Source organism: Type-C symbiont of Plautia stali (assembly GCF_059730935.1).
Genome location: NZ_AP035923.1, coordinates 1604338 through 1625619 on the forward strand (window position 1 = coordinate 1604338; position 21282 = coordinate 1625619).

At 57.9% G+C, this 21282-nt stretch carries 20 protein-coding genes; 8 read left to right on the plus strand and 12 right to left on the minus strand.

Annotated elements, in window-relative coordinates; genetic code table 11:
• Nucleotides 1–37 precede the first annotated feature (37 nt).
• Entirely contained in the window at nucleotides 38–1105 is a 1068-nt protein-coding gene (locus AC6I7J_RS07275) for a LacI family DNA-binding transcriptional regulator (protein WP_021509370.1), read from the minus strand.
• Nucleotides 1106–1204: 99 nt separating this feature from the next.
• On the opposite strand from AC6I7J_RS07275, the gene AC6I7J_RS07280 reads away from it, so the two are divergent.
• A complete protein-coding gene (locus tag AC6I7J_RS07280) occupies nucleotides 1205–1975 on the plus strand; it encodes a YdcF family protein (RefSeq protein ID WP_152390679.1) in 771 nt (256 codons plus the stop codon).
• Nucleotides 1976–2474: 499 nt separating this feature from the next.
• Here AC6I7J_RS07280 and AC6I7J_RS07285 read toward each other — a convergent pair whose 3' ends face one another.
• Entirely contained in the window at nucleotides 2475–3386 is a 912-nt protein-coding gene (locus AC6I7J_RS07285; protein ID WP_288421905.1) for a ketopantoate reductase family protein, read from the minus strand.
• 211 nt (nucleotides 3387–3597) lie between these two features.
• Here AC6I7J_RS07285 and fusA point away from each other — a divergent pair, with 211 nt between their 5' ends.
• Nucleotides 3598–5697, plus strand: a complete 2100-nt coding sequence (fusA, locus tag AC6I7J_RS07290) for an elongation factor G (protein WP_498007049.1) — start codon at nucleotides 3598–3600, stop codon at nucleotides 5695–5697.
• Between the two features lie 39 nt (nucleotides 5698–5736).
• Here the strand turns inward: fusA and AC6I7J_RS07295 are convergent, their stop codons facing one another.
• Both AC6I7J_RS07295 and AC6I7J_RS07300 read right to left on the minus strand, forming a co-directional pair.
• Entirely contained in the window at nucleotides 5737–6522 is a 786-nt protein-coding gene (locus tag AC6I7J_RS07295) for a phosphate/phosphite/phosphonate ABC transporter substrate-binding protein (protein WP_498007050.1), read from the minus strand.
• On the minus strand, nucleotides 6419–7486 hold the full coding sequence (locus AC6I7J_RS07300) for a fatty acid desaturase (RefSeq protein WP_498007051.1): 1068 nt from the start codon (nucleotides 7484–7486) through the stop codon (nucleotides 6419–6421). The genes AC6I7J_RS07295 and AC6I7J_RS07300 overlap by 104 nt, the downstream gene beginning before the upstream one ends.
• Before the next feature lie 217 nt (nucleotides 7487–7703).
• Between AC6I7J_RS07300 and AC6I7J_RS07305 the strand changes: the two genes are divergently transcribed.
• The 3 genes from AC6I7J_RS07305 to AC6I7J_RS07315 all read left to right on the plus strand — a co-directional run bounded on the left by AC6I7J_RS07305 (nucleotide 7704) and on the right by AC6I7J_RS07315 (nucleotide 9464).
• Nucleotides 7704–8726 (plus strand): LLM class flavin-dependent oxidoreductase, encoded by a 1023-nt coding sequence (locus tag AC6I7J_RS07305; RefSeq protein ID WP_021509376.1) that lies wholly within the window; start codon nucleotides 7704–7706, stop codon nucleotides 8724–8726.
• A gap of 120 nt (nucleotides 8727–8846) precedes the next feature.
• Nucleotides 8847–9035: a type II toxin-antitoxin system HicA family toxin gene (locus AC6I7J_RS07310; RefSeq protein ID WP_058771102.1), complete on the plus strand. Its 189-nt coding sequence runs from the start codon at nucleotides 8847–8849 to the stop codon at nucleotides 9033–9035.
• A gap of 18 nt (nucleotides 9036–9053) precedes the next feature.
• Nucleotides 9054–9464: a type II toxin-antitoxin system HicB family antitoxin gene (locus tag AC6I7J_RS07315; RefSeq protein ID WP_058781997.1), complete on the plus strand. Its 411-nt coding sequence runs from the start codon at nucleotides 9054–9056 to the stop codon at nucleotides 9462–9464.
• Nucleotides 9465–9916: 452 nt separating this feature from the next.
• Here the strand turns inward: AC6I7J_RS07315 and AC6I7J_RS07320 are convergent, their stop codons facing one another.
• The 3 genes from AC6I7J_RS07320 to AC6I7J_RS07330 form a co-directional block, all read right to left on the minus strand.
• Nucleotides 9917–10744, minus strand: coding sequence for a glycosyltransferase family 8 protein (locus tag AC6I7J_RS07320; protein WP_498007052.1), 828 nt, complete (start codon nucleotides 10742–10744; stop codon nucleotides 9917–9919).
• 28 nt (nucleotides 10745–10772) lie between these two features.
• Complete coding sequence (locus AC6I7J_RS07325; protein ID WP_498007053.1) at nucleotides 10773–12155, minus strand: D-arabinono-1,4-lactone oxidase; 1383 nt, start codon at nucleotides 12153–12155, stop codon at nucleotides 10773–10775.
• A 78-nt stretch (nucleotides 12156–12233) separates the two neighbouring features.
• Nucleotides 12234–12875 carry a TetR/AcrR family transcriptional regulator gene (locus AC6I7J_RS07330; protein ID WP_021509768.1) on the minus strand — a complete coding sequence of 214 codons (642 nt, stop codon included), beginning with the start codon at nucleotides 12873–12875 and terminating at the stop codon, nucleotides 12234–12236.
• Nucleotides 12876–13087: 212 nt separating this feature from the next.
• Between AC6I7J_RS07330 and AC6I7J_RS07335 the strand changes: the two genes are divergently transcribed.
• From AC6I7J_RS07335 to AC6I7J_RS07345, 3 genes are read left to right on the plus strand one after another with little or no spacing between them, the layout of a single operon-like run.
• Nucleotides 13088–13915 (plus strand): MetQ/NlpA family ABC transporter substrate-binding protein, encoded by an 828-nt coding sequence (locus AC6I7J_RS07335; protein ID WP_498007054.1) that lies wholly within the window; start codon nucleotides 13088–13090, stop codon nucleotides 13913–13915.
• Nucleotides 13916–13926: 11 nt separating this feature from the next.
• Nucleotides 13927–15051 carry a methionine ABC transporter ATP-binding protein gene (locus AC6I7J_RS07340; protein WP_150058634.1) on the plus strand — a complete coding sequence of 375 codons (1125 nt, stop codon included), beginning with the start codon at nucleotides 13927–13929 and terminating at the stop codon, nucleotides 15049–15051.
• Nucleotides 15032–15688, plus strand: coding sequence for a methionine ABC transporter permease (locus AC6I7J_RS07345; RefSeq protein WP_211727413.1), 657 nt, complete (start codon nucleotides 15032–15034; stop codon nucleotides 15686–15688). The genes AC6I7J_RS07340 and AC6I7J_RS07345 overlap by 20 nt, the downstream gene beginning before the upstream one ends.
• A gap of 170 nt (nucleotides 15689–15858) precedes the next feature.
• Here the strand turns inward: AC6I7J_RS07345 and AC6I7J_RS07350 are convergent, their stop codons facing one another.
• From AC6I7J_RS07350 to AC6I7J_RS07370, 5 genes are all read right to left on the minus strand, one after another.
• Nucleotides 15859–17130 (minus strand): TonB-dependent receptor, encoded by a 1272-nt coding sequence (locus AC6I7J_RS07350; RefSeq protein ID WP_346302972.1) that lies wholly within the window; start codon nucleotides 17128–17130, stop codon nucleotides 15859–15861.
• Nucleotides 17131–17234: 104 nt separating this feature from the next.
• Entirely contained in the window at nucleotides 17235–18623 is a 1389-nt protein-coding gene (locus tag AC6I7J_RS07355; protein WP_132466813.1) for an FAD-binding oxidoreductase, read from the minus strand.
• 57 nt (nucleotides 18624–18680) lie between these two features.
• Nucleotides 18681–19478 (minus strand): ABC transporter permease, encoded by a 798-nt coding sequence (locus tag AC6I7J_RS07360; RefSeq protein ID WP_166720703.1) that lies wholly within the window; start codon nucleotides 19476–19478, stop codon nucleotides 18681–18683.
• Complete coding sequence (locus AC6I7J_RS07365; RefSeq protein WP_088518057.1) at nucleotides 19475–20305, minus strand: ABC transporter ATP-binding protein; 831 nt, start codon at nucleotides 20303–20305, stop codon at nucleotides 19475–19477. Before AC6I7J_RS07365 ends, AC6I7J_RS07360 begins: the two co-directional genes overlap by 4 nt.
• A complete protein-coding gene (locus tag AC6I7J_RS07370; protein WP_088518058.1) occupies nucleotides 20302–21273 on the minus strand; it encodes an ABC transporter substrate-binding protein in 972 nt (323 codons plus the stop codon). The genes AC6I7J_RS07365 and AC6I7J_RS07370 overlap by 4 nt, the downstream gene beginning before the upstream one ends.
• Nucleotides 21274–21282: the final 9 nt, after the last annotated feature.

Below are 21282 nucleotides of genomic sequence, written 5' to 3' on the forward strand. Positions count from 1 at the left end.
CGGGCTCGATAGCCGCGTTTTGTTCCAGGGTCGCCCTTTACGGCGACCTTTTTAATGCCCGCGCCAGCTGCTGTAACTGCTGCGCAATCTCCGCCACATCCACCTGCTGCTGCAACGGCGCCGCCGTGGTGGCGCGCAGGACCAGCTCGGTCTCCAGCGGCTGACTGTCCGGCATCTCTCCCTCCAGCTGCGCCAGCAGACGATCGACGCTCACTGTGCCTAACTGCTGTAAATCCTGGCGTACCGTGGTCAGCGGTGGCTGATACCACGCGCTCTCCGCCGTATCATCGTAACCGATGATCGACATCTCCGCCGGAATTCGTACGCCATGCTGATGCAGCGCGCGCATCGCCCCCAGCGCCATTTGATCGTTAGCCACCAGCAGCGCCTGCGGCAGCTGGTCGGGCAGCAGTGTCAGTAGCGCCTGGTAGCCGGACGCTGCGCTCCAGTCGCCGCTCAGTACGCAGTCCGGCACCAGTTGATGACGCGCCAGCGCCTGTTGCCAGGCGCTAAATCGCGCCCGCGCTGACGCGGAGCTGGCAGGCCCGTTCAGCACGCCAATCTGCCGGTGGCCGAGCGCCACCAGATGATCCACCGCCTGCTGCGCACCGCTGGTGCTCCGGTACTGACACTGCGCCACGGCCGCGCTGCGCTCCACATCCAGAAACAGCGTCGGTTTGCTGCCGCACTGCTGCTGAATCTGCGCCGCCTGCGCGGCATCCAGCGGCAGATTGATCAGCAGAGCATCGACGCGCTGCGCCAGCAATTCATGCACCGTGTCCTGCGCGTGGCTGGTGGCATTGGCCATGGCGATCACCAGATGATAGCCCTGCGCCGCCGCGCGCTGCTGAATCGCCGAAGCAATCTGCGCTGGCGCCATCAGCGCCAGATCGCTGGTCGCCAGCCCGAGCGTGCGCGTGGCCTTGCCGGCCAGCTGCTGCGCGACCCGGTTTGGCACGTAGCTGAGCTGCTGCATCGCGGCTTCCACCCGCGCGCGGGTGCGGGGTGACACCTGCGCGGAATGGTTCAGCACCCGGGAAACCGTTTGATAGGAGACGCCAGCCAGCCGGGCGACATCGTCAAGCGTTACGGAACGCGCTGTCATTGATCCCTCCTGATGAGAATGCGGCGAGTGTAGCAAATTTTTCCCTGCCGTCGCGGTATTAAGGCGTTACACTGCCAGTGATAACGCAAGGAGAAAGTGATGCAGCTCAATGACCATCAAATTCAGGATATCAACACCATTGCCGCCTGGCTGGCGCTCGATCAGCTGCCAAAGGACGGTACGCTGGAGGTCGATTTAGCCATACTTGCCGGACATGCGGTGCTGCCGAACGTCGAAGCGGTGATTGCGCTGGCGAAGAAATATCAGCTGCCGTTGCTAATCAGCGGCGGCATCGGTCACTCAACCGCGCTGCTGGCCGCGATGATTGCCAGCCATCCGCTCTATCGTCAGATCGACACCGCCGGCAAGGGCGAAGCACAGCTGCTGGGCGAGATGGCGCGCGTATTTGCTGAGCTGCCTGACGATCAGCTGCTGCTGGAAACCGCCTCGCGCAACTGTGGCGAAAACGCCGCCTTAAGCCAGCGCCTGCTGGATGAGCAGCAGTGGCAGCCGCAGCGCGTGCTGCTGGTGCAGGATCCGTTGATGCAGCGCCGCAGCTGGGAAACCTTCCGCTGGCAGTGGCGCGATCGCGAAAACGCGCCGGAGTTCATCAGCTGGCCGGTATTTGTGCCGCAGGTGATGATGGATGCGGGCATGCTGCGCATCGTTGGCGCGCCGCCGCAGGGGTTGTGGTCAGTGGAGCGTTTTCTGTCGCTGCTGATGGGCGAGGTGCAGCGCCTGCGTGACGACGCCAGCGGCTACGGCCCGAACGGCAAGGGGTTCTTCGGACACGTTGATGTACCCGACGCGGTCGAAGCAGCCTGGCAGCGCCTGATGCAGCTGCCCGGCGTGCAGTCGCGGTTGGGTTGAACCCGTTCCCGAGATTAGGGTGAATCCGGTGGTTCCGGCGTGATATCGGTCGCCATGAATGGCGACCCTACAGTATCGTAGGGTGCGCTTTCATGCGCACCAGGTTATTACCGCGTACGGGGCCGTAGGGTGCGCATTTATGCGCACCAGGTTATTACCGTGTACGGGGCCGTAGGGTGCGCATTTATGCGCACCAGGTTATTACCGCGTACGGGGCCGTAGGGTGCGCTTTCATGCGCACCAGGTTATTACCGCGTACGGGGCCGTAGGGTGCGCATTCATGCGCACCCGGTTATTCCCGCGTACCGGGCCGTAGGATGCGCATTCATGCGCACCAGGTTATTACCGCGTACGGGGCCGTAGGGTGCGCTTTCATGCGCACCAGGTTATTACCGCGTACGGGGCCGTAGGGTGCGCATTCATGCGCACCAGGTTATTCCCGCGTACCGGGCCGTAGGGGCGCATTCATGCGCACCTGGCATGCCACGCACCGGACTGATCACCGCGTCTGCAAATACACCTGCAAATTTACATACACTGCGTTCAGCAACGGCGTCGCCACCGCATGGCGCGCGCCGCGCACCAGCAAATCGCCGATGATCTGATCGGCTTCGATATCGTAGCCCTGGGTTAAATCGCGGTACATGGATGAGGTCATCGCCGCATCAGGATTGTTCAGCGTCTCATAAATCTTCGCCGTGACGGCCGGACGCTGTTGGTAGCCATCGGCGGTGATCACCGCCAGCACCTCGGCGAAAATGCCCTGTAACAGCGCTTCACCACCGGCTGAACGCAGGATGTGCTGCGTATTGCCGCGCGCCACACAACACACGGCACCCAGCGTGCTCAGCAGCAACCACTTCTCCCACAGCTCACTGATAATGTTATCGGCGAACACGCTATCAAATTGCGCATCACGCAGCGCGGCATCCACGCGCGCCAGACGGGCATCGTTGTTGCCGTCCAGCGCGCCGTAGTAAAGCACGTGCAGCGGCGACAACTGCATCACTTCGCCGTGCTCGCCCAGCGTGGCGTGAATCTTACACAGCCCGCCAATCACCTTGTCACCGAAACGTGCGCGCAGCGTATCAATGTGACGCATACCATTGAGGATCGGCATGATCAGCGTCTGCGGCCCGACCGCCGGGGCGATGTCCTCAATCGCCTGTTCCAGCGCAAAGCTTTTCACCGTCAGGATAATCAGATCGTAATCACCGGTCAGTGTCGAGGCCAGCGCCAGCTGCGGTTGCAGCACCGTGCTGCCTTCCGGCGTTTGCAGCACCAGTCCGGTCTGTTGCAGCTGCTGCTGGCGGCGCTCGCGCACCAGAAAGGTCACATCGCGGCCGGCCTGCGCCAGGCGCGCGCCAAAGTACCCGCCGGTGGCACCGGCTCCCACAATCAGAATACGCATGGACTGTTTTCCCGTTAAGCATGAAAGCCTTACCTTAAAGCGCTGCGCGTCACTGCGCCACACCGCAAATGCGGAAATCCGTGACAATCTCAGCGATGAGCAAAAAAAGCTCAAACTGTTCGTATTCATTCGTACAATGGGTTTATGCTGGGGCACAGCGGCGGGCAATGGTGCCTGCCGGTTTTTTTCGTCAACAGACTAAGGACGCATCATGCCCCGACCCCTCCCCATCGAACGTTATCGCAACATCGGCATCTCCGCGCACATCGATGCCGGTAAAACCACCACCACTGAGCGCATCCTGTTTTACACCGGAATGAGCCACAAGCTGGGTGAAGTGCACGATGGCGCGGCAACCACCGACTGGATGGCGCAGGAGCAGGAGCGCGGCATTACCATCACCTCGGCGGCGGTCAGCTGCTACTGGCCGGGCATGGACGGCAGTTTTACGCCGCACCGTATCAACATCATTGATACTCCCGGACACGTTGACTTCACCATTGAAGTGGAGCGCTCAATGCGCGTGCTGGATGGTGCCGTGATGGTGTACGACGCGGTCGGTGGCGTTCAGCCGCAGTCAGAAACCGTCTGGCGGCAGGCGAATAAATACCATGTGCCGCGCATTGCGTTCGTCAACAAGATGGACCGCCAGGGCGCGGACTTTTTCCGCGTGGTGCAGATGATGAAAGATCGCCTGCAGGCGCATCCGGTGCCGATTGTCATTCCCATCGGCGCTGAAGAGCAGTTCAGCGGGGTCATCGATCTCAACAAAATGCGCGCCATCTACTGGGACGACGCCAGCCAGGGCATGAGCTTTAGCTATGCGCCGATTCCGGACGCGCTGCAGGCGCAGGCGGCGGAGTGGCGGGAAAACATGGTGGCAGCAGCGGCAGAAGCCAGCGAAACGCTGATGGATCGCTATCTGGAGCAGGGCGATCTCAGTGAAGACGAGGTGATTGCCGGGCTGCGGCAGCGCACGCTGGCGGGCGAAATCCAGCCGATGCTGTGCGGCAGCGCGTTTAAAAACAAAGGGGTGCAGCGCATGCTCGATGCGGTCATCGAACTGATGCCTTCGCCGCTCGACGTGCCACCGGTCGCCGGCATCAACGAGCGCGGCGAACACGACGAACGCCATGCTGACGATGAGGAACCTTTCTCGGCGCTGGCGTTCAAGCTGATGAGCGATCCTTACGTCGGTCAGCTGACCTTTGTGCGCGTCTATTCTGGCGTGCTGCGCAAGGGTGACAGCGTGTGGAACGCGGTGAAAGGGCGTAAAGAGCGCATTGGCCGCATCGTGCAGATGCAGGCTAACGATCGCATCGAAATTGATGAGATTCGCGCCGGCGATATTGCCGCCTGCGTCGGGCTGAAAGAGGTCACCACCGGCGAAACACTGTGCGATCCTAATGCGGTAATCACGCTGGAGCGCATGGAGTTTCCCGATCCGGTGATTTCGCTGTCGATTGAGCCAAAGACCAAAGGCGATCAGGAAAAAATGGGGCTGGCGCTGCAGCGGCTGGCGGCAGAGGATCCGTCGTTCCGGCTGCACACCGATGAGGAGTCCGGTCAGACCATCATCTCCGGCATGGGTGAACTGCATCTGGAGATCATCGTCGACCGTCTGAAACGCGAGTTTGGCGTGGAAGCCAATATTGGCCGGCCGCAGGTAACCTACCGCGAAACCATCCGCAAAACGGTGCGCGAGGTAGAAGGGAAATTTGTACGTCAGTCGGGCGGTAAGGGCCAGTATGGTCACGTGGTGCTGACGCTGGAGCCGCAGGCGGCCGGAAGCGGTTTCACCTTTGAAGACGCGACCAAAGGCGGCGTGGTGCCGCGCGAATTCATTCCTTCGGTGGAGAAGGGCATTCGCGAAGCGCTCAACAGCGGCGTGCTGGCCGGTTATCCGGTGGTCGACATCAAAGCCACGCTGACGTTTGGCTCTTATCACGACGTTGACTCGTCGGAGATGGCGTTCCGCATGGCGGCGATCTTTGGCTTCAAAGCGGCAGCGAAGCAGGCCGATCCGGTGATACTTGAGCCGGTGATGCAGGTGGAAGTGGAGACGCCGGAAGAGTATGCCGGCGGTGTGATGGGCGATTTGTCATCCCGGCGCGGCACGCTGCAGGGCATGGACGAGCGTTTCGGCGCGCGCATTATCCGTGCTGAAGTGCCGCTGGCCGAGATGTTTGGCTACGCCACCACGCTACGCTCGATGTCGCAGGGCCGCGCCACGTACAGCATGGAGTTTGCCCACTACGCCGAAGCACCGCGTAACGTCGCGGAGGCGATTATCGCGGCTCGCGCACAGTAAGCCCGCTGGCGGCAGGGATGCCGCCGGTTAGTGCTTTATTTACAGCGCCGTCACGCCCAGCGCGGCGGCGTCATCTTCCCAGCGTTTAACCTCGTCAAACCAGTCGCGCTGCGGCACAGAAAAGCCCGCCAGCAGGTTGGCCTTCATCATATCCTTGTAGTCCTCCACATTGGCCAGCTCAAACAGCGTGCTGCGCAGCTTTTCCAGCAGCAAACTGTCGGTTTTCGCCGAGGTTATCAGCGGCAGCGCGGCACACAGCGGGGTTTCACCGATAATGGCTAAGCCCTGCAGCTCCTGCGGCCGGTATTTGCGCAGCAGCGCCCAGGTGATGCAATCAATCGCGGCGAGGTCGGCCTCTCCGGCGCGCAGCGCGGCCAGCGACTGGCGGTGGCTGCCGCTGAACCGGGTAGTGGCGAAGAATTTGCCGTTCTGGGCCAGCGGCGCGACCACATAGCGCAGCGAATTGTATCCGGAGTGTGAGTCATTGCTGTTGCACACTGCGCGACGGCCGCGGAAATCAGCGAGGCTCAGGTTCTCATCTTCCTGCCGCGCCACCAGCCAGCTGCGATAGCGCAGGTCATGGCAGCCAGGCGCATTGGACTGAAACGTGCCCACCAGTTGCACGTCAGGCAATAGCGCGACCAGCGGATAGCCGCAGGTCTGACTCAGCAGCAGATTGTCATCACGCCAGTGTGGCAGCAGGTCGTCGTGCCACTGCACCTCAGCCTGCACGCCGCGCTTCGCCAGCAGCTGCGTCAGCACTGAGGTCATGGCCAGCGTGCTCGGGTGGTCGATGTCGTACATCGGTAAAGAGATGATGTGCATTCTGTGCGTCCTTGTGGTGTCCCGGGTGGGCGTTAACGTCGATCGGCTGACGCCAGAAGCGCTTCATCCATTCGCCGTAACCGGCAACGCGAAAACCCTGATTACGCTGATAGTAGCCGTCGCGGTAGAGCAAATAGACTTTGCGCAGACCGTACCAGGGTAAACCGGGCAGATCGTGATGTACAGAATGATAGTTGAGATTCAGGAACAGCAGGCGCCAGGGCCAGGCCGCTTCGTTATTCACCGAGCGCGCCAGCGGCGCCTCATCGGCACGATGTTCGTAAAATGAGCGCACCTTGGTCAGCATCAGCGCCGGATAGCTCACCGCCAGCACCAGCCACAGCGGGGAAAAGCCGCGCAGGCTGAGCCAGTAAAACAGCACGGCCAGCAGTAGCAGGTGCACCAGCCACATCATCATCGCCGGCACGTCGCGCTGCACCACGCTTTGCGTCAGCGCGCGCAGCGTGGCGAGGATATCCAGCAGCGGTCCCAGCAGCAGACGTCCCGGAAAGGTATTACGCAGATGGATAACGCGCTGTTGCCAGGGTTTGAGCCGTGCCCAGTGCGCCGGCGACAGATAATAGGTTTCCGGATCATCATGCGGATCGGTCAGGGTGTGGTTGCGGTGATGTGCCAGGTGCGAATCCCGGTAGAGACCATACGGATACCACACCGCCAGCGGCAGCGTACCAAACAGCTGATTAAGGCGCGGCAGGCGCGTCGGATGGCCATGAATCAGCTCATGCTGCAGCGACAAATACCAGGTGGTGAACAGGATCAGCAGCAGTGTGGCGAGGGGCAGGCCCAGCGTTTGCCAGTACAGCACGCTGGCGAACCAGCCGCTATAAACGGTAATGATTAACAGCCAGGTCGGCAATTCGCTGCGCCAGAGCCAGCTGCGCGCCAGCTGGTGCACCACTTCGCGCTGTTGCGCACTGAGGTAGGCGGAGGTTCCTTTGACCATGTTCATGTATTCAGTCAGCGAGACGGGAAAAGATGCGCTCACGATGCGTGATACGCGTGATAAACACAAAGACGGAAAATTGCTTTGTTATGCAAAAAAGTTGAAGAAGCGCACGAAAACTATTGGCTATCAGTCCTCTTCGCACAGGCGTAACCTTACCTCATCGAATTCTGATTGATGACGCCGGCGCCGTTCTGGCCCGCGAGGAGCATTTAGCATGAAAAAAATTGGCTTTTTATCTTTCGGTCACTGGACCCCGTCACCACATTCGGCCACCCGTTCGGCGCAGGATGTGCTGCTGCAGTCGATTGACCTTGCGGTCGCCGCCGAAGAGCTGGGTGCCGACGGTGCTTATTTCCGCGTACACCACTTTGCCCGCCAGCTGAGTTCACCGTTTCCGCTGCTGGCGGCGGTCGGTGCCAAAACCAGCCGCATCGAGATTGGTACCGGTGTGATCGACATGCGTTACGAAAATCCGCTGTATATGGCGGAAGACGCCGGGGCAGCGGACCTGATCGCCAACGGCCGTTTGCAGCTCGGCCTGAGCCGTGGCTCGCCGGAGCAGGTGATTGAAGGCTACCGCTACTTTGGCTTCAATCCGCGCGAAGGGGAAACCGATGCGGATATGGGACGTCGTCACACCGAAGAGCTGCTGGAAGTGCTGCGCGGCGAAGGGTTTGCTAAACCCAATCCGCAGCCGATGTTCCCGAATCCACCGGGGCTGCTGCGCCTCGAGCCGTATTCCGAAGGCCTGCGCGAGCGTATCTGGTGGGGCTCCGGCTCGAACGCCACATCGATCTGGGCGGCCCAGCTGGGGATGAATTTGCAGAGTTCGACGCTCAAGGATGACGAGACCGGCGAACCGTTCCATGTGCAGCAGGCGAAGCAGATTCGCGCCTATAAAGAAGCCTGGCAGGCGGCAGGGCATCAGCGTGCGCCGCGCGTGTCGGTCAGCCGCAGTATTTTTGCCCTGATGAACGACACCGACCGCGCTTACTTTGGTCGCGGCGGACAGGAGCAGGATTCCGTCGGGTTCCTCGATGAGAAAACCCGCGCCATCTTTGGGCGTAGCTATGCCGCAGAGCCGGAGCAGCTGATCAAACAGCTGGCACAGGATGAAGCGATTGCGGAAGCCGATACCCTGTTACTGACCATCCCTAATCAGCTTGGCGTGGATTATTGTGCGCACGTGATCGACAGCATTCTGACCCACGTCGCGCCAGAGCTCGGCTGGCGTTAAGCGACAGTGCGCAGGGAAGCGCACAATTATTGAAATTTAATAACCCCAATAACTCTGAATATTGCATTTCAGGGTTATTGGGGTTATTTTATTGCTTTGAGGACGTAGCAGGACACGCGCATGGATAGCCGATCGCTAATGGCCGAAATCAGAGCCGACGGCTGGGAGCTGATACGAATTAACGGTAGCCACCATCATTTTGTCCATCCGACGAAAAAAGGCCTGGTCACGATACCGCATCCAAAAAAGGATTTGCCGATTAAAACGGTAAAAAGTATCAGAAAACAGGCCGGATTGACCGTCCATTAATTTGCAAGAGGCACACTTATGTTTTACCCCATCGCAATCGAAGCGGGAGATGAAACCACCGCGTACGGCGTTACGGTGCCAGATTTACCCGGCTGCTTTTCCGCGGGAGATACGCTGGAAGAGGCCGTAAAAAACGCCAAAGAGGCGATTACCGGTCATCTGGAGTTAATGGTTGAACTCGGCCAGGATATTCCGGCGGTCTCGGACCTTAAATCGCTGATGAAATCGGCGGAGTTTGCTGGTTACGTGTGGGTGCTGGTGGATGTTGATGTGACCCGGATTCTGGGCGGCTCGGAAAAAATCAATGTCACTTTGCCTAAGTTACTGATTGATCGCATCGACCGTTGCGTGGCGACCCATCCGGAATTTAAAACCCGTTCAGGATTTCTGGCGCAGGTTGCGCTGGAGCGCATTGCAAAAACGCGCTGAAGCAGGAAGGGCGAAACGCTGGCAGTTTTTGCGGCGGACAACCATTGCGCGATAAATCGCGCCGCTACCAGGTGCGCATAAATGCGCACCCTGGGAAATGTGGCAAGGTCTTTTAACGCGTATCAGATTCTGCAGGGTTGCCATTGATGGCGACAACGCGTCCTTCACGAACGCACCCAGACCTTGTAACCCGCATTCAACCCTGTAGGGGGGCCATTTATGGCGACCAACCATTGCGCGATAAATCGCGCCGCTACCAGGTGCGCATAAATGCGCACCCTACGAAATTCAGCAAAGGCTTTGACCCGTTTTAGATTCTGTAGGGTCGCCATTGATGGCGACAACGCGTCCTTCACGAACGCACCCAGACCTTGTAACTCGCATTCAACCCTGTAGGGTCGCCATTTATGGCGACCAACCCATTGCGCGATAAATCGCGCCGCGACCAGCCATTAATCCGTGCCCAGCTCCCACCACAGCTTATCCAGCGCATAATAACGGTCGCGCTGCGCCTCTGGCTGGTTCAGATCGCGCTTCCACGGTTTGGCGAGAATGTAGTGCAGATTCTTCACCTCGTCGTCATGCCATAAGCCGGCGTGCTGGAACGGCAGGGTTTTCAGCGCGTTGTAGATGTACGGCAGCGGCAGCCAGCGCCCGGCAAACACTTCATTGAGCAAATCCTGTTCGGAGAACGGATAGCGACGCAGGTCGTCAATCTCAGCCACTTTCTGCTGCAGCCAGTCGAATACCGCCTGATCCGGCTGCAGCATCAGAAAACCGCCGTTGAGATAGTTATCAAGATCGGCGGGAGGCGTTTCACTGCGCGCCTGCCAGGTGTAGTGACAATGCTCCGGCTGCCAGCTGTCAGGATAGCTGGCGATTTGATTCGGGTTGCAGCGGCAGGCGTGACAGGCCGCCAGCGCATGCTTGCCGAGGTCGAGCGTAAACAGCTCATCCATGTTGCGCAGCACCAGCATATCGGCATCAAGAAACACCACGCGCTCGCAGCCGGTCAGCTCCCAGGCGCGCAGCTTGCTCCACACTTCACCAAACTGTGCCGAGGCATAATGCTGCTCCAGCGCAGCGTCCGGCATCAGCGGCTGGACCGGATGGATCACGCAGCCCAGCGCCTGTAATGCTTCGCGCATGTTCAGGTCGATGGCATCGGTGACCATCACAATCAGCGGCCAGCGCGTTTCGCTGCGTTTGAGTGAGCGATGCAGCGCTTTCACCCCGACATAATATTCCGGCTGCGTTAACAGCGTTACCCAGGCGTACATAGCTTCTCCCCATCAAAATCAATCAAACTCAATCAAACAAAGCCGTGACATAGTCATTGCTAAAGCGGTGCGTCGGATCCAGCTGTTCACGCACTGCACGAAACGCATCCCACTGCGGATAGATGGCGCGCCACTGATAGCGCTGCGGATCGTAATATTTACCCCAGTGCGGACGTCCACCTTCCGCCGCCAGCAATTTTTCCACTTCGGTGAGGAAATGCAGTCCGTCCTGCGACAGCGAGCCGTCATCCGCGTAATACACCACAAAACCAAAAAAGCAGGTCGGCTGCTGATGCGCCGGGCTCATCCACGCCTGTGAAGCGCCGGTGCAGCGCAGGATGATGGGATAGTGCATGTGCGGACGATTCTGCGCGTACCAGGCTTTAATCTTGCTGATAATTTCCGGCGTTTTGGCCAGCGGCACGCCAATCTCAACGTTGATCTGCGGTACGGCGATGCCACGACAAAACAGCTGGTAGATATCGCCGCTGATGTCGGTGAAATCACGGAAGCGGGTGACGGTACGGAACTGTTTGCCGCCTTTGCCGTGAATCTGCGTGTCGCGATGCATGTGTTCCAGCGTCTGATCGATGGTGTCGTTCAGGCTGCTGTCGGCCTGATCGCCGTGCTCAATCACTTCGCGCTGATGGTCGTACCATGCCTGGCTGTCCTCGGCACTGGCGACATCGGCGTTCCAGACATGCATCAGGTTGTCATCGACAAACCACCAGGCTTTGCTGAGTTCGTGCTGCTCATTCCACGTCAGCAAATCCTGTTCCAGTGAATCGGCAGACGCGGCGAATTTATGGCAGGTAAACAGGCGAAATGGCTCAGTACGCAACGTAATGGCGGTGACGATGCCGAGCGCGCCAAGTGAAACCATCGCCGCCGGGAAATCGGCGTCGCCGCGCTGAAACTCGCGCACGCTGCCATCGGCCAGCACCATGCGGATATGCAGCGCTTCGTCCGCCAGCGAACTCTGTGCCAGGCCCTGACCGTGGGTGCCGGTTGCCAGCGCGCCGGCCAGCGTCTGCACCGCAATCACGCCGGGCGAAGAGGCGAGCATGCGATCCATCTTTGTCAGGCTGTCATACACCTGCTGCAGCGGCGTGCCCGCGGCAAACGTTACGCTCTCTTCATCCTGAGCGAGGATGCCGCGCAGCGCACTGAGATCCAGCAGCACGTCCTGCGGCTGTACGCACAGCATGCGACCGGGCGACAAACGGCTGCCGAGCACGCGCACTTTGCCGTGCGAGTCGCGCAACAGCTGTTGCAGCTCGGCTTCACTGCGCGGCTGATGCAACTGCTGGCGCTGGCCAACTACCGAATTCTGCGCCCAGTTCCAGAGCGCAGGCGTGTCATCGGTATTTTGCGTATTGCGTAACGGATAGAGGAGAGCATCTTTCTTCACTACAGCGTTCCTTAATCTGAGGTCTGTCACGGTCCCGGTTATTTGATCAAGCGTAGACCATCACAGCGAACCCGCAGATTACGGGGCTTTGCGGATATAGCGTAGCGTGGCCGTCACCGCCAGCTGACGGTTGCGGCGAATACTGTCCTCTTCACTGTCGTGGGGGGTAAACAGCGTGTGGAAGGTGTAGCGGTTGGAGACATGATGCACACAAATACTGCTGAGCAGGCGGTGTACGTCCACGGTATCCAGGCCGTCGATAAAGATGCCCTGACGCTGGCCGCGAGACAGGATGTCATCCAGCAAATCGAGGGTACTTTTGTTCATCGCTTTGATGCGCTCCGACTGCATGATGTAACGCCCGCGCAGCAGGTTTTCGGTACACACCAGGCGCATAAAATCGGGATGCGTGACGTGATAGTCAAAACTGGCTTCCACCAGTTTGATCATCGCCTCTTCCGGCTCCAGCGTAGTAAGATTCAGGCCGGTTTCATGCTGGCGAATCGCCTGATACACCTGCTCCAGCACCTCAATATACAGCTTCTCTTTGTTGATGAAGTGATACACCACCATGCGCTTGGTGGTCTGTGCCAGTTCAGCAATCTGCTCCATTCGCGCGCCCTGCATACCGTATTCGGCGAAGGTTTGCAGCGCACCCGCGAGGATGCGTTTTTTCAACCCTTCCGGGTCATTTTTACGTTTGGGTGTGGTATCCGACATAGCGCTCAATAACGGTCAATCAAACAGGCATGGTAGCACAGCCGCCCGGGGCCTTTTGGCGCGACGAGCGGCGGCATGGCTTTATTCATTTCAGGAATAGCATTCCCGGATAAATCATAATGCTGGAATAAGCAACTGCGTATACTGCGCGTATCTGTCGATCACGGCAGCTTATTTTGACTCGCGTAATAATAACACTCAGGAAATAATTTATGCACACACGCTTCGCATCAGCCCAAAAGAAATTGTTGTTAACCGTCGGCGCGTTACTGGTTGCCGGCAGCGTGGTCGCGCCGTTTTCTTTGGCGCAGGCGGCGGATAAAACCGCGGTGAAGGTCGGTATCATGAGCGGCGAGGACGAAGACGTCTGGCGTGAAGTGATCAAGCAGGCCGCCGCGAAAGGGCTGACGGTGAAGACCGTGATTTTCAATGATTATAATCAGCCCAACGAAGCGTTACAGAATGGTGAAGTGGATGCCAATGCCTTCCAGCATAAGCCGTTCCTGAATAATCAAATCAAGGTCAATCATTACGATATCGTGCGCGTCGGCGATACCGCCGTCTGGCCGATCGGTCTCTATTCGAAGAAAGTGAAAAGTGCCGCCGCTCTGAAAGACGGAGCGGTAATCGGCGTGCCTAACGATCCGTCGAACGAGGCGCGCGGTCTGGTGCTGCTGCAGCAACAGGGGCTGATCAAACTCAAACCGGGCGTCGGCATTGCCGCCACCACGGCCGACATCACTGACAATCCCCATCACCTGAAAATCAAAGAGCTGGATTCCGGCATCATTGGTCGCTCGGTGCCGGATCTTGATGCAGCAGTGGTCAATACCGACTGGGCGCTGAAAAGCGGCCTGACCGCGTCGGATCGTATCGCGCAGGAGCCGGTGAAAGACAATCCGTACAACAACTTCATCGCGGTGAAAAAAGAGAACGCCAGCGCCCCGTGGGTGAAAACCCTGGTGGCATCGTACCAGAACGATGCCGTCAAAACGGTGTTTGACAAGGTCTACAAAGGCACGGGCGAAACCGCCTGGTAAGGAACCCATCCATGACGCTATTTTCCGAGGCCACCGTGCCCCTGACCGCCGTGGCGCGCGGCGTGATCGAAGAGGCAACAGTACGCGAGCGCGTGGCGCAGCACAGCAACGTGGTGCGTTTGCAGGGCGTGTCGCGCCGTTTCGGCCAGACACAGGCGCTGCGCAATGTCTCACTGACGGTGCAAAAAGGCGAAATCCTTGGCCTGATCGGGCGCAGCGGCGCCGGAAAATCGACGCTGATTCGCTGTCTCAACGGGCTGGAGCAGCCTGATGAAGGCGTAATCGAGATTGAAGGGCGGCGTATTACCGGTCTGTCGGAACAGCAGCTGCAGGCGGTGCGCAGTCGCGTCGGCATGGTGTTTCAGCACTTCAATCTGCTGTCGGCAAAAACCGTGGCGCAGAATGTGGCGCTGCCGCTGAAAATAGCTGGCATGGAAAAGGCACAGCGCAACCAGCGCGTAGCGGAACTGCTGGCGCTGGTGGGGTTGAGCGACAAGGCCGGACACTATCCGGCGGCGCTCTCCGGTGGACAAAAACAGCGCGTCGGCATTGCCCGCGCGCTGGCCGCCAGCCCGGCGCTGCTGCTGTGTGACGAAGCCACGTCGGCGCTCGATCCGGAAACCACCCGCTCGATTCTCGCGCTGCTGAAATCGCTCAATCAGCAGCTTGGTATCACCATTCTGCTGATCACGCATGAGATGGAGGTGATCAAATCCGTGGCGCATCGCGTGGCCGTCATCGACGCCGGGGAGATTGTCGAGCAGGGCCCGGTGTGGCAGGTGTTCGCCCATCCGCAATCCGCGCTGACGCGCACGCTGCTGCGCGGGCTGCTGCCGCAGCTGCCGGAGAATCTCGCAGCGCGGCTCAGCGAACAGCGTGAAGGTGAGGCGATCTATAGCGTTCACTTTGCTGGTGTGGCGGCGCAGGGGGATTTGCTGACGCAGTTTGCCAGCGCTCTGCAGGGTAAATTTCGCCTGCTGCAGGGGGGCATCGACCACATTCAGCACTACGCGGTAGTGCGTTTCTTTATTGCGCTCCCGGCCGCCAACGCTGCCGATGAGTATCAGGTTCTCAGCTGGCTGCGTGCGCAGCAGGCACAGGTGGAGTTGGTCGGTTATGTCGCCAGTGATGATTGATTTACTGCTCAACGCGTTGGGTGAAACGCTGCTGATGACGACGGTGGCCGGCCTGTTTTCGCTGCTGGCCGGATTACCGCTGGGACTGATTCTGGTTACGACCAGCCCCGGCGGCATTGCTGAAAACCGGAGCATCAACCGCCTGCTGGGTGTGGTGATCAATGGCTTTCGCTCGCTGCCGTTCATTATTCTGCTGGTGGCGCTGATTCCCTTTACCCGTCTGCTGGTCGGCACCTCTCTGGGCACCTGGGCCGCAATTGTGCCGTTATCGATCACCGCCACGCCCTATTTTGCCCGGGTAGCGGAAGTTTCACTGCGCGATGTCGATCGCGGGCTGATTGATGCAGTGCGTGCCATGGGCGCCAGCAAATTACGTATTGTCTGGGAGGTGCTGATTCCGGAAGCGCTGCCGGGCATTCTTTCCGGTTTTGTCGTCACGCTGGTGGCGCTGATCGGCGCCTCGGCAATGGCGGGCGCCATCGGGGCGGGCGGCCTGGGCGATCTGGCGATTCGCTACGGTTATCAGCGTTTTGACACGGCGGTGATGGTGGCGGTGATCGCCGTACTGATCGTGCTGGTGTGCGGTATCCAGTGGCTCGGCGATCGGCTGGTGCAGCGCATTGACAGGCGGCACTGAGAAACACGTCTGCGGCAGTACGCTCTCCTGCAGACAAATGCTTCGCATCAGGCGCTGGCGGTGCATGTCGTCAAAAAACTCAACAGGCCCCTGTTAAAGGGGCCTTTGGGTTAATCAACAACTCATCCTGAACAGCGGGTAAAGACAGTTAATTCTGATGGAATGAATGATTAAAAGTCATATTGCAAACTCAAACGATTCTGCCAGAAATGTGAATCGTACAGAGGCGATGTCTGCACGCCGGCAAAATCGGTCACGCTTAATCCTTTTAATACACCGCTGAACGCCCAGGTGAAATACACCAGATATTCCGACTGATTAATGCTGGCAGACTGTGCCGAGGGTTTTAAATCCATAAACGAATATTGTGTACCCAGAGAAAGATGCTCATTAAGCACGTAGTTCAGGTTGGTCATATATGCATTGCCACTGCCAAGATCCTGGGTACTGGTGAAAAACGGCTGGGCGAAATAGGGACCCGATGAACTGTTGTGGGCATAAGGCACCACCAGTGAACCGTTACCCCAGCTATTGGGACTGGCAGCAATATGGTCGTAGCCCAATTTCCAGTTCAGTGCAGGGGTGAAACTCAGCGCGAGCTGAGCACCGTAAGAGGTGCTATTGACCTCTCCGGCCAGCGCTTTCCCTAAGCTGGTACCGCGAATAAACTGCAGAGCCACATCCGGCTGCAACAATGTATCCTGCCACTGCATATGACTTTCGCCATAGACAACGCGGGAATAATCAGCATATTCCTGATACCACACTTGTCCGGTAAGTTTTTTGTTATCCCACTGCGTGCCCTGTCCGCCACCTATCGCCCACATGCCGTTAGTGCGCTCATCGATATCCGAATAGGCCGTGGTATCCAGGAACTGATCGTCGCCCCAGGGTTTGTAGCGCCAGACTTTGGTCGCATGCAAATACTGGGTGCTGTCGCCATAATTGGCATCAACGCCCCTGAAGAGTATCGGTGTAATACGCCAGTCATAGTCACCGACGAAGGGAATGTTAATGCGTTGATCGCCGGCAGTAATTTTAAAATCATCCTGTTGCCAGCTTAAATAAGCTTCCCCGATATTGGTCTGATTATCACCAATGTCGCTGATGGTATGCGCTTCATCCGGGTGATCAATCCCCCGCAAAAAGATGGCGCTCACGCCAGCACGAAAACCATACGCGGGAGCCGTTTCATATTTCACACTGCCGCCGTAACTGGTGGTGTCCTGATTAAAGCCTTTGGAAAAATAGGCATTGTGCGTGGAGTAGTAGAGCGTACGTAAACTGCCGCTAACGGTACCGCAGGTGAATATATCGCTGAAGCTGTCTACACCGCTGGCATCGTAATGACAGTCGCTGATATTACTTTGTGTCGCAGCCAGTGTTGCTGGCGCGAAGGGGAAAAACAGCGCAAGTAAACCGACACGTTTTAGTGCTCTCATTGCATGATCCCTGAATAAACACACCCGTTGAGGAAAGCGTAACGATGCCAGCCGGGTGAGAGGATCACCCGGCGGTGAGTTATGCCGTAAATAAAAAGTGATGATCAATTAACGCCGGGAATATGTACCGCCGGCAAGGTTTCACGTACTTCCCAGCCACGTAGCTTGCCGGGGTTTAATAAGTTGTAAGGATCGCAGGCGGATTTTAGGGCAACCACATCAGGCCGCACCATACCTTGTTTGCCATCCTCAATATGAATGACATGCGGATTATTTATTTTCACATTATGGCTACGATAAATATCCATAATGGCATTGAGCCGTTCCGGGCTGCTGTAACGGATTAATGGCAGGCCGCTACAGGTGAGCGCGCCGTTCATGTCGCGCAGAAATTCAATATGTGACATCACCTCATCCGATAATTCAGCTTCCATTGCCAGCACCTGTTGATGGTAATTATCCACGGCGTAAGCGGTTTGCAGGTAAGTCAGGGTTTTATCAACCTTCAATGCCTGCAGGGTGGTGTGGTTCCAGCAATATTCAATCAGGGAATGGCCGCTATTTTCCCCTTCGGCAAAGTGCAATGCATTACGGCCGTTGTGTTGTGCGAGGATAGCGGGCAGCAGGCCATCACTCTCGCTTCCGGTCACCGAAATGACACCATGTTGAGCCCGAATCTGCGCCTCCGCTAAATCGCTGAAATAATCCAGCACCGGTGCGGCAAATACCGCGATTTGACGTTTAACAATGCCAGGTGAACGCGCCAGCGCATCGGCATAAGCCATCGCGGAGGGGAAATCGGCGAAGGTATCCAGGCGCTCTATCCAGTCGTGGCAGGGTGCCAGTGCCAACTCGATCTCCAGCACGATGCCATTGCTGCCGTAAGCATGATGCAACAGCAGGGCATCCGGTGCCTGCAACGTAATGATGCGCGGTGTCTCTTCCATCGTCATCATACGAATTGACAGCACGTTGCCTGGCGCGGCCAGCGGACCGTAGTTAATCGATCCTACTCCGCCAAAACCGCCGCCAAACAAACCACCCAGCGTGGCAAGTTTCCAGGTTGAGGGCATGCAACGCAGCTCCCAGCCATGCGGGCGAGTATGTGCTTCGAGATCGCCCAGACGAATGCCAGCCTGCGCGCGCACCGTACCGCTACCCATGGCGGTGACGCTGTTCAGGCGTGTCATGTCGACCATGACACCGCCCTCCAGCGGAATCAGCTGGCCGTAGTTGCCGGTGCCGCCACCCCGGAGATTCAGTGGGATACGGGCTTTTGCACAGGCTGCCACAACGGCAAGCAGTTCGTTCTCATCGCGTGGACGAACAGCCAGCTCGGCGAACTTCTCTTCCAGCTGGTGTTTAAGCACCGGGCTAAACCAGTGAAAGTCACGTGACAGACGTTTTACTTTCGGCGCTTCTTTAATCCAGTCAAATTCCGGCAACGCCGCGACCAGCGCCGCCAGTGCAGACTGGCGATCGGGTTCAGACATGTATAGCTCCTGTCAGTCGAAGAGGTGATGGGCGGTTGATGATCCGCCCGTGTTGCATTAACTCGGGCTCAATTCACTCTCATGCCATGCTGCCAGTACGCGGCGCGTGAGCCACGACATCAGAGCAAAGAGCAGGAAGCCGGCCAGGGAAATCAGTAACAATGCGGCAAACATCAGCGGAATATTGAGTTGATAGCCAGCCTGTAGGATCTGATAGGCCAGCCCGGTATCCGTGCCGCCGGTGCCTGCAACAAACTCCGCGACCACCGCGCCAATCAGCGACAAGCCACTGGAGATGCGCAACGCACCAAAGAAGTAGGGCAACGCCGATGGAATGCGCAGGCGTATTAAAATTTGCAGGCGGGATGCATGGTTTAGCCTGAAATAGCTCAGTAGCCCCGGAGACACGCTACGTAAACCTTGTGTGGTGTTTGAAATGATCGGGAATACCGCCATCAGGGTGGCGCACACCACCAGGGACAACGTGGTGTCTTTCACCCAAATAATGATCAGCGGCGCAATGGCGACAATCGGCGTTACCTGCAGAAAGACAATATAAGGAAATAACGCCGTCTCGATAAACCGATTCTGCACCAGTAAAAACGCAATGATGGAGCCAATAACCGTCGCCAGCACAAACGAGATCACCGTGATTTTCAGCGTGTAAAGTAAAGACATAAACAACGCCGGAAAGTTTTGCGCCAGGCTTTGCGCCACGATGAGTGGAGAAGGGACCAGAAAGGCGGGCACCTTAAACGCGGTGACCAGAAACTGCCACAGTAACAGCATGGCAATGGCGACCACCGCCGGAAACAGCCATTGTTGAAATTTACGGTTTGCTGCAAGCGGTTTCATGCTTTGCTCTCCTGACTGGCTGCGAGCAGGCCGCGCTGCAACAGCTGCGCATAATGGGTAAACGGCTGACTGACACGAAACGCATCATCACGCGGCAGGCTGGTTTCAATGCGAATATCATCAACAACGCGACCCGGTCGCGCGGCCATCATAATCACACGCTGCGACAGGAATACGGCTTCCTGAATCGAGTGGGTCACAAAAACTACTGTAAGCTTTTGCTCCTGCCACAAATCGAGCAGGTCGCTGTCCAGTTTGTTGCGGGTGATTTCGTCCAGCGCGCCAAAGGGCTCATCCATCAACAGCACCCGGGGACGCGTCACTAAACCACGGGCAATTGACACCCGCATCTGCATGCCACCGGAAAGCTCGCGTGGCAGTACATGACCAAACTGACCCAGGCCAACCAGTGCCAGAATCTCGCGCACCCGGGTGTCGGCTTCACCGCGTGGTACCCCCGCCAGATCCAACGGCAGGCGTACATTCTTATGCACGCTGCTCCACGGCATCAGGGTGGCTTCCTGAAACACAAAGGAAAGCGGCAGATCGCGTTGATTCTCCCGACGATCGCGACGAAATAGCATCAGTTTGCCATCACTGGGTTCAATTAAGCCGGCAATCATTTTCAGCAAGGTACTTTTGCCACAGCCGGAAGGGCCGAGCAGTGAAACAAACTCGCCCTGGCGCACGGTCAGTTCCACCGGCAGCAGTGCCCGCGTCCCGTTGGGATAGATTTTCTCCGCGGAGAGCACCTCAATCGCCGGCGGCGCGGCAGGCCGTGGCTGGCTGTCCGGATTAATCGGCGTTATGTTGCTGGCGGTGTTCATGGCATGACCTTAACGTCTTTGATGAACTGCAGCGTGTAGCTACCCGCAAACGGCACTTTGGCCGGATCGATTAGCTTGTTATCCACCAGCAGCTGCCATGTCTGTTTTAGCCGTGGCTCGGTAATAATACCGATACCCGCCGTTTGCGCGTCGCCGCCCGTCACCATCTGGTATTTCTTCATCTGGGCGATACCGAAGGCGATCTGCTCCTCGCTCATCTGTGGATTCTCTTTCCTGATGAGGACGTTGCCAGCGCTCGGATCCTGCAGATAGTTTTTCCAGCCCTGCATTGAGGCTTTAACGAATGCGGCTACCGCCTGCGGACGTTTTTCAATGGTTGATTTCATGCACACAATGCTGTTGCCGTAGGGCGGGTAACCCCATTCGCTGATCGGGTAGACATTGGCTTGCGCATGGGCTTTCTGCACAGCAAAAGGTTCCGAGGTGATATAACCCTGCTGCACCAGCGTTTTGTCTGCGAGGAATGGCTGGATGCTGAACGTGTACGGGCGCACGCGCGCATTCTTCAGGCTGAGCGCACTCTGCGCCCATGGCCAGTAGGAGGTATAAGCTTCCGCCGCCAGCAGGAAGGTTTTACCCTGCAGATCCGCTTTATCTTTCACATCAGGATGGGTGAGAAAAGCAATTGCCGAGTGCTGGAACGTAGTGGCAACGGGCACGGCTTCAACACCCTGCTGCCAGGATTCAAGCGCCTGCATGTTATCGCTAATGATGCAGTCTGCCTGACCCGCCGCCATCAACTGCATGGTGTGAACCTGGGGACCACCCATTTTAATGGTGACGTCCAGCCCGGCATCTTTATACAGGTTCTGCGCCAGTGCCTGATAAAAACCGCCATGCTCTGCTTGCGCATACCAGTTGGTCATAAAGGTGAATTTCTCCGCCGCCATGCTCTGGGCCGACAGCGCCAGCGACAGTGCGGCAATCATGCTTAATTTTTTATTCATCGTGATCCC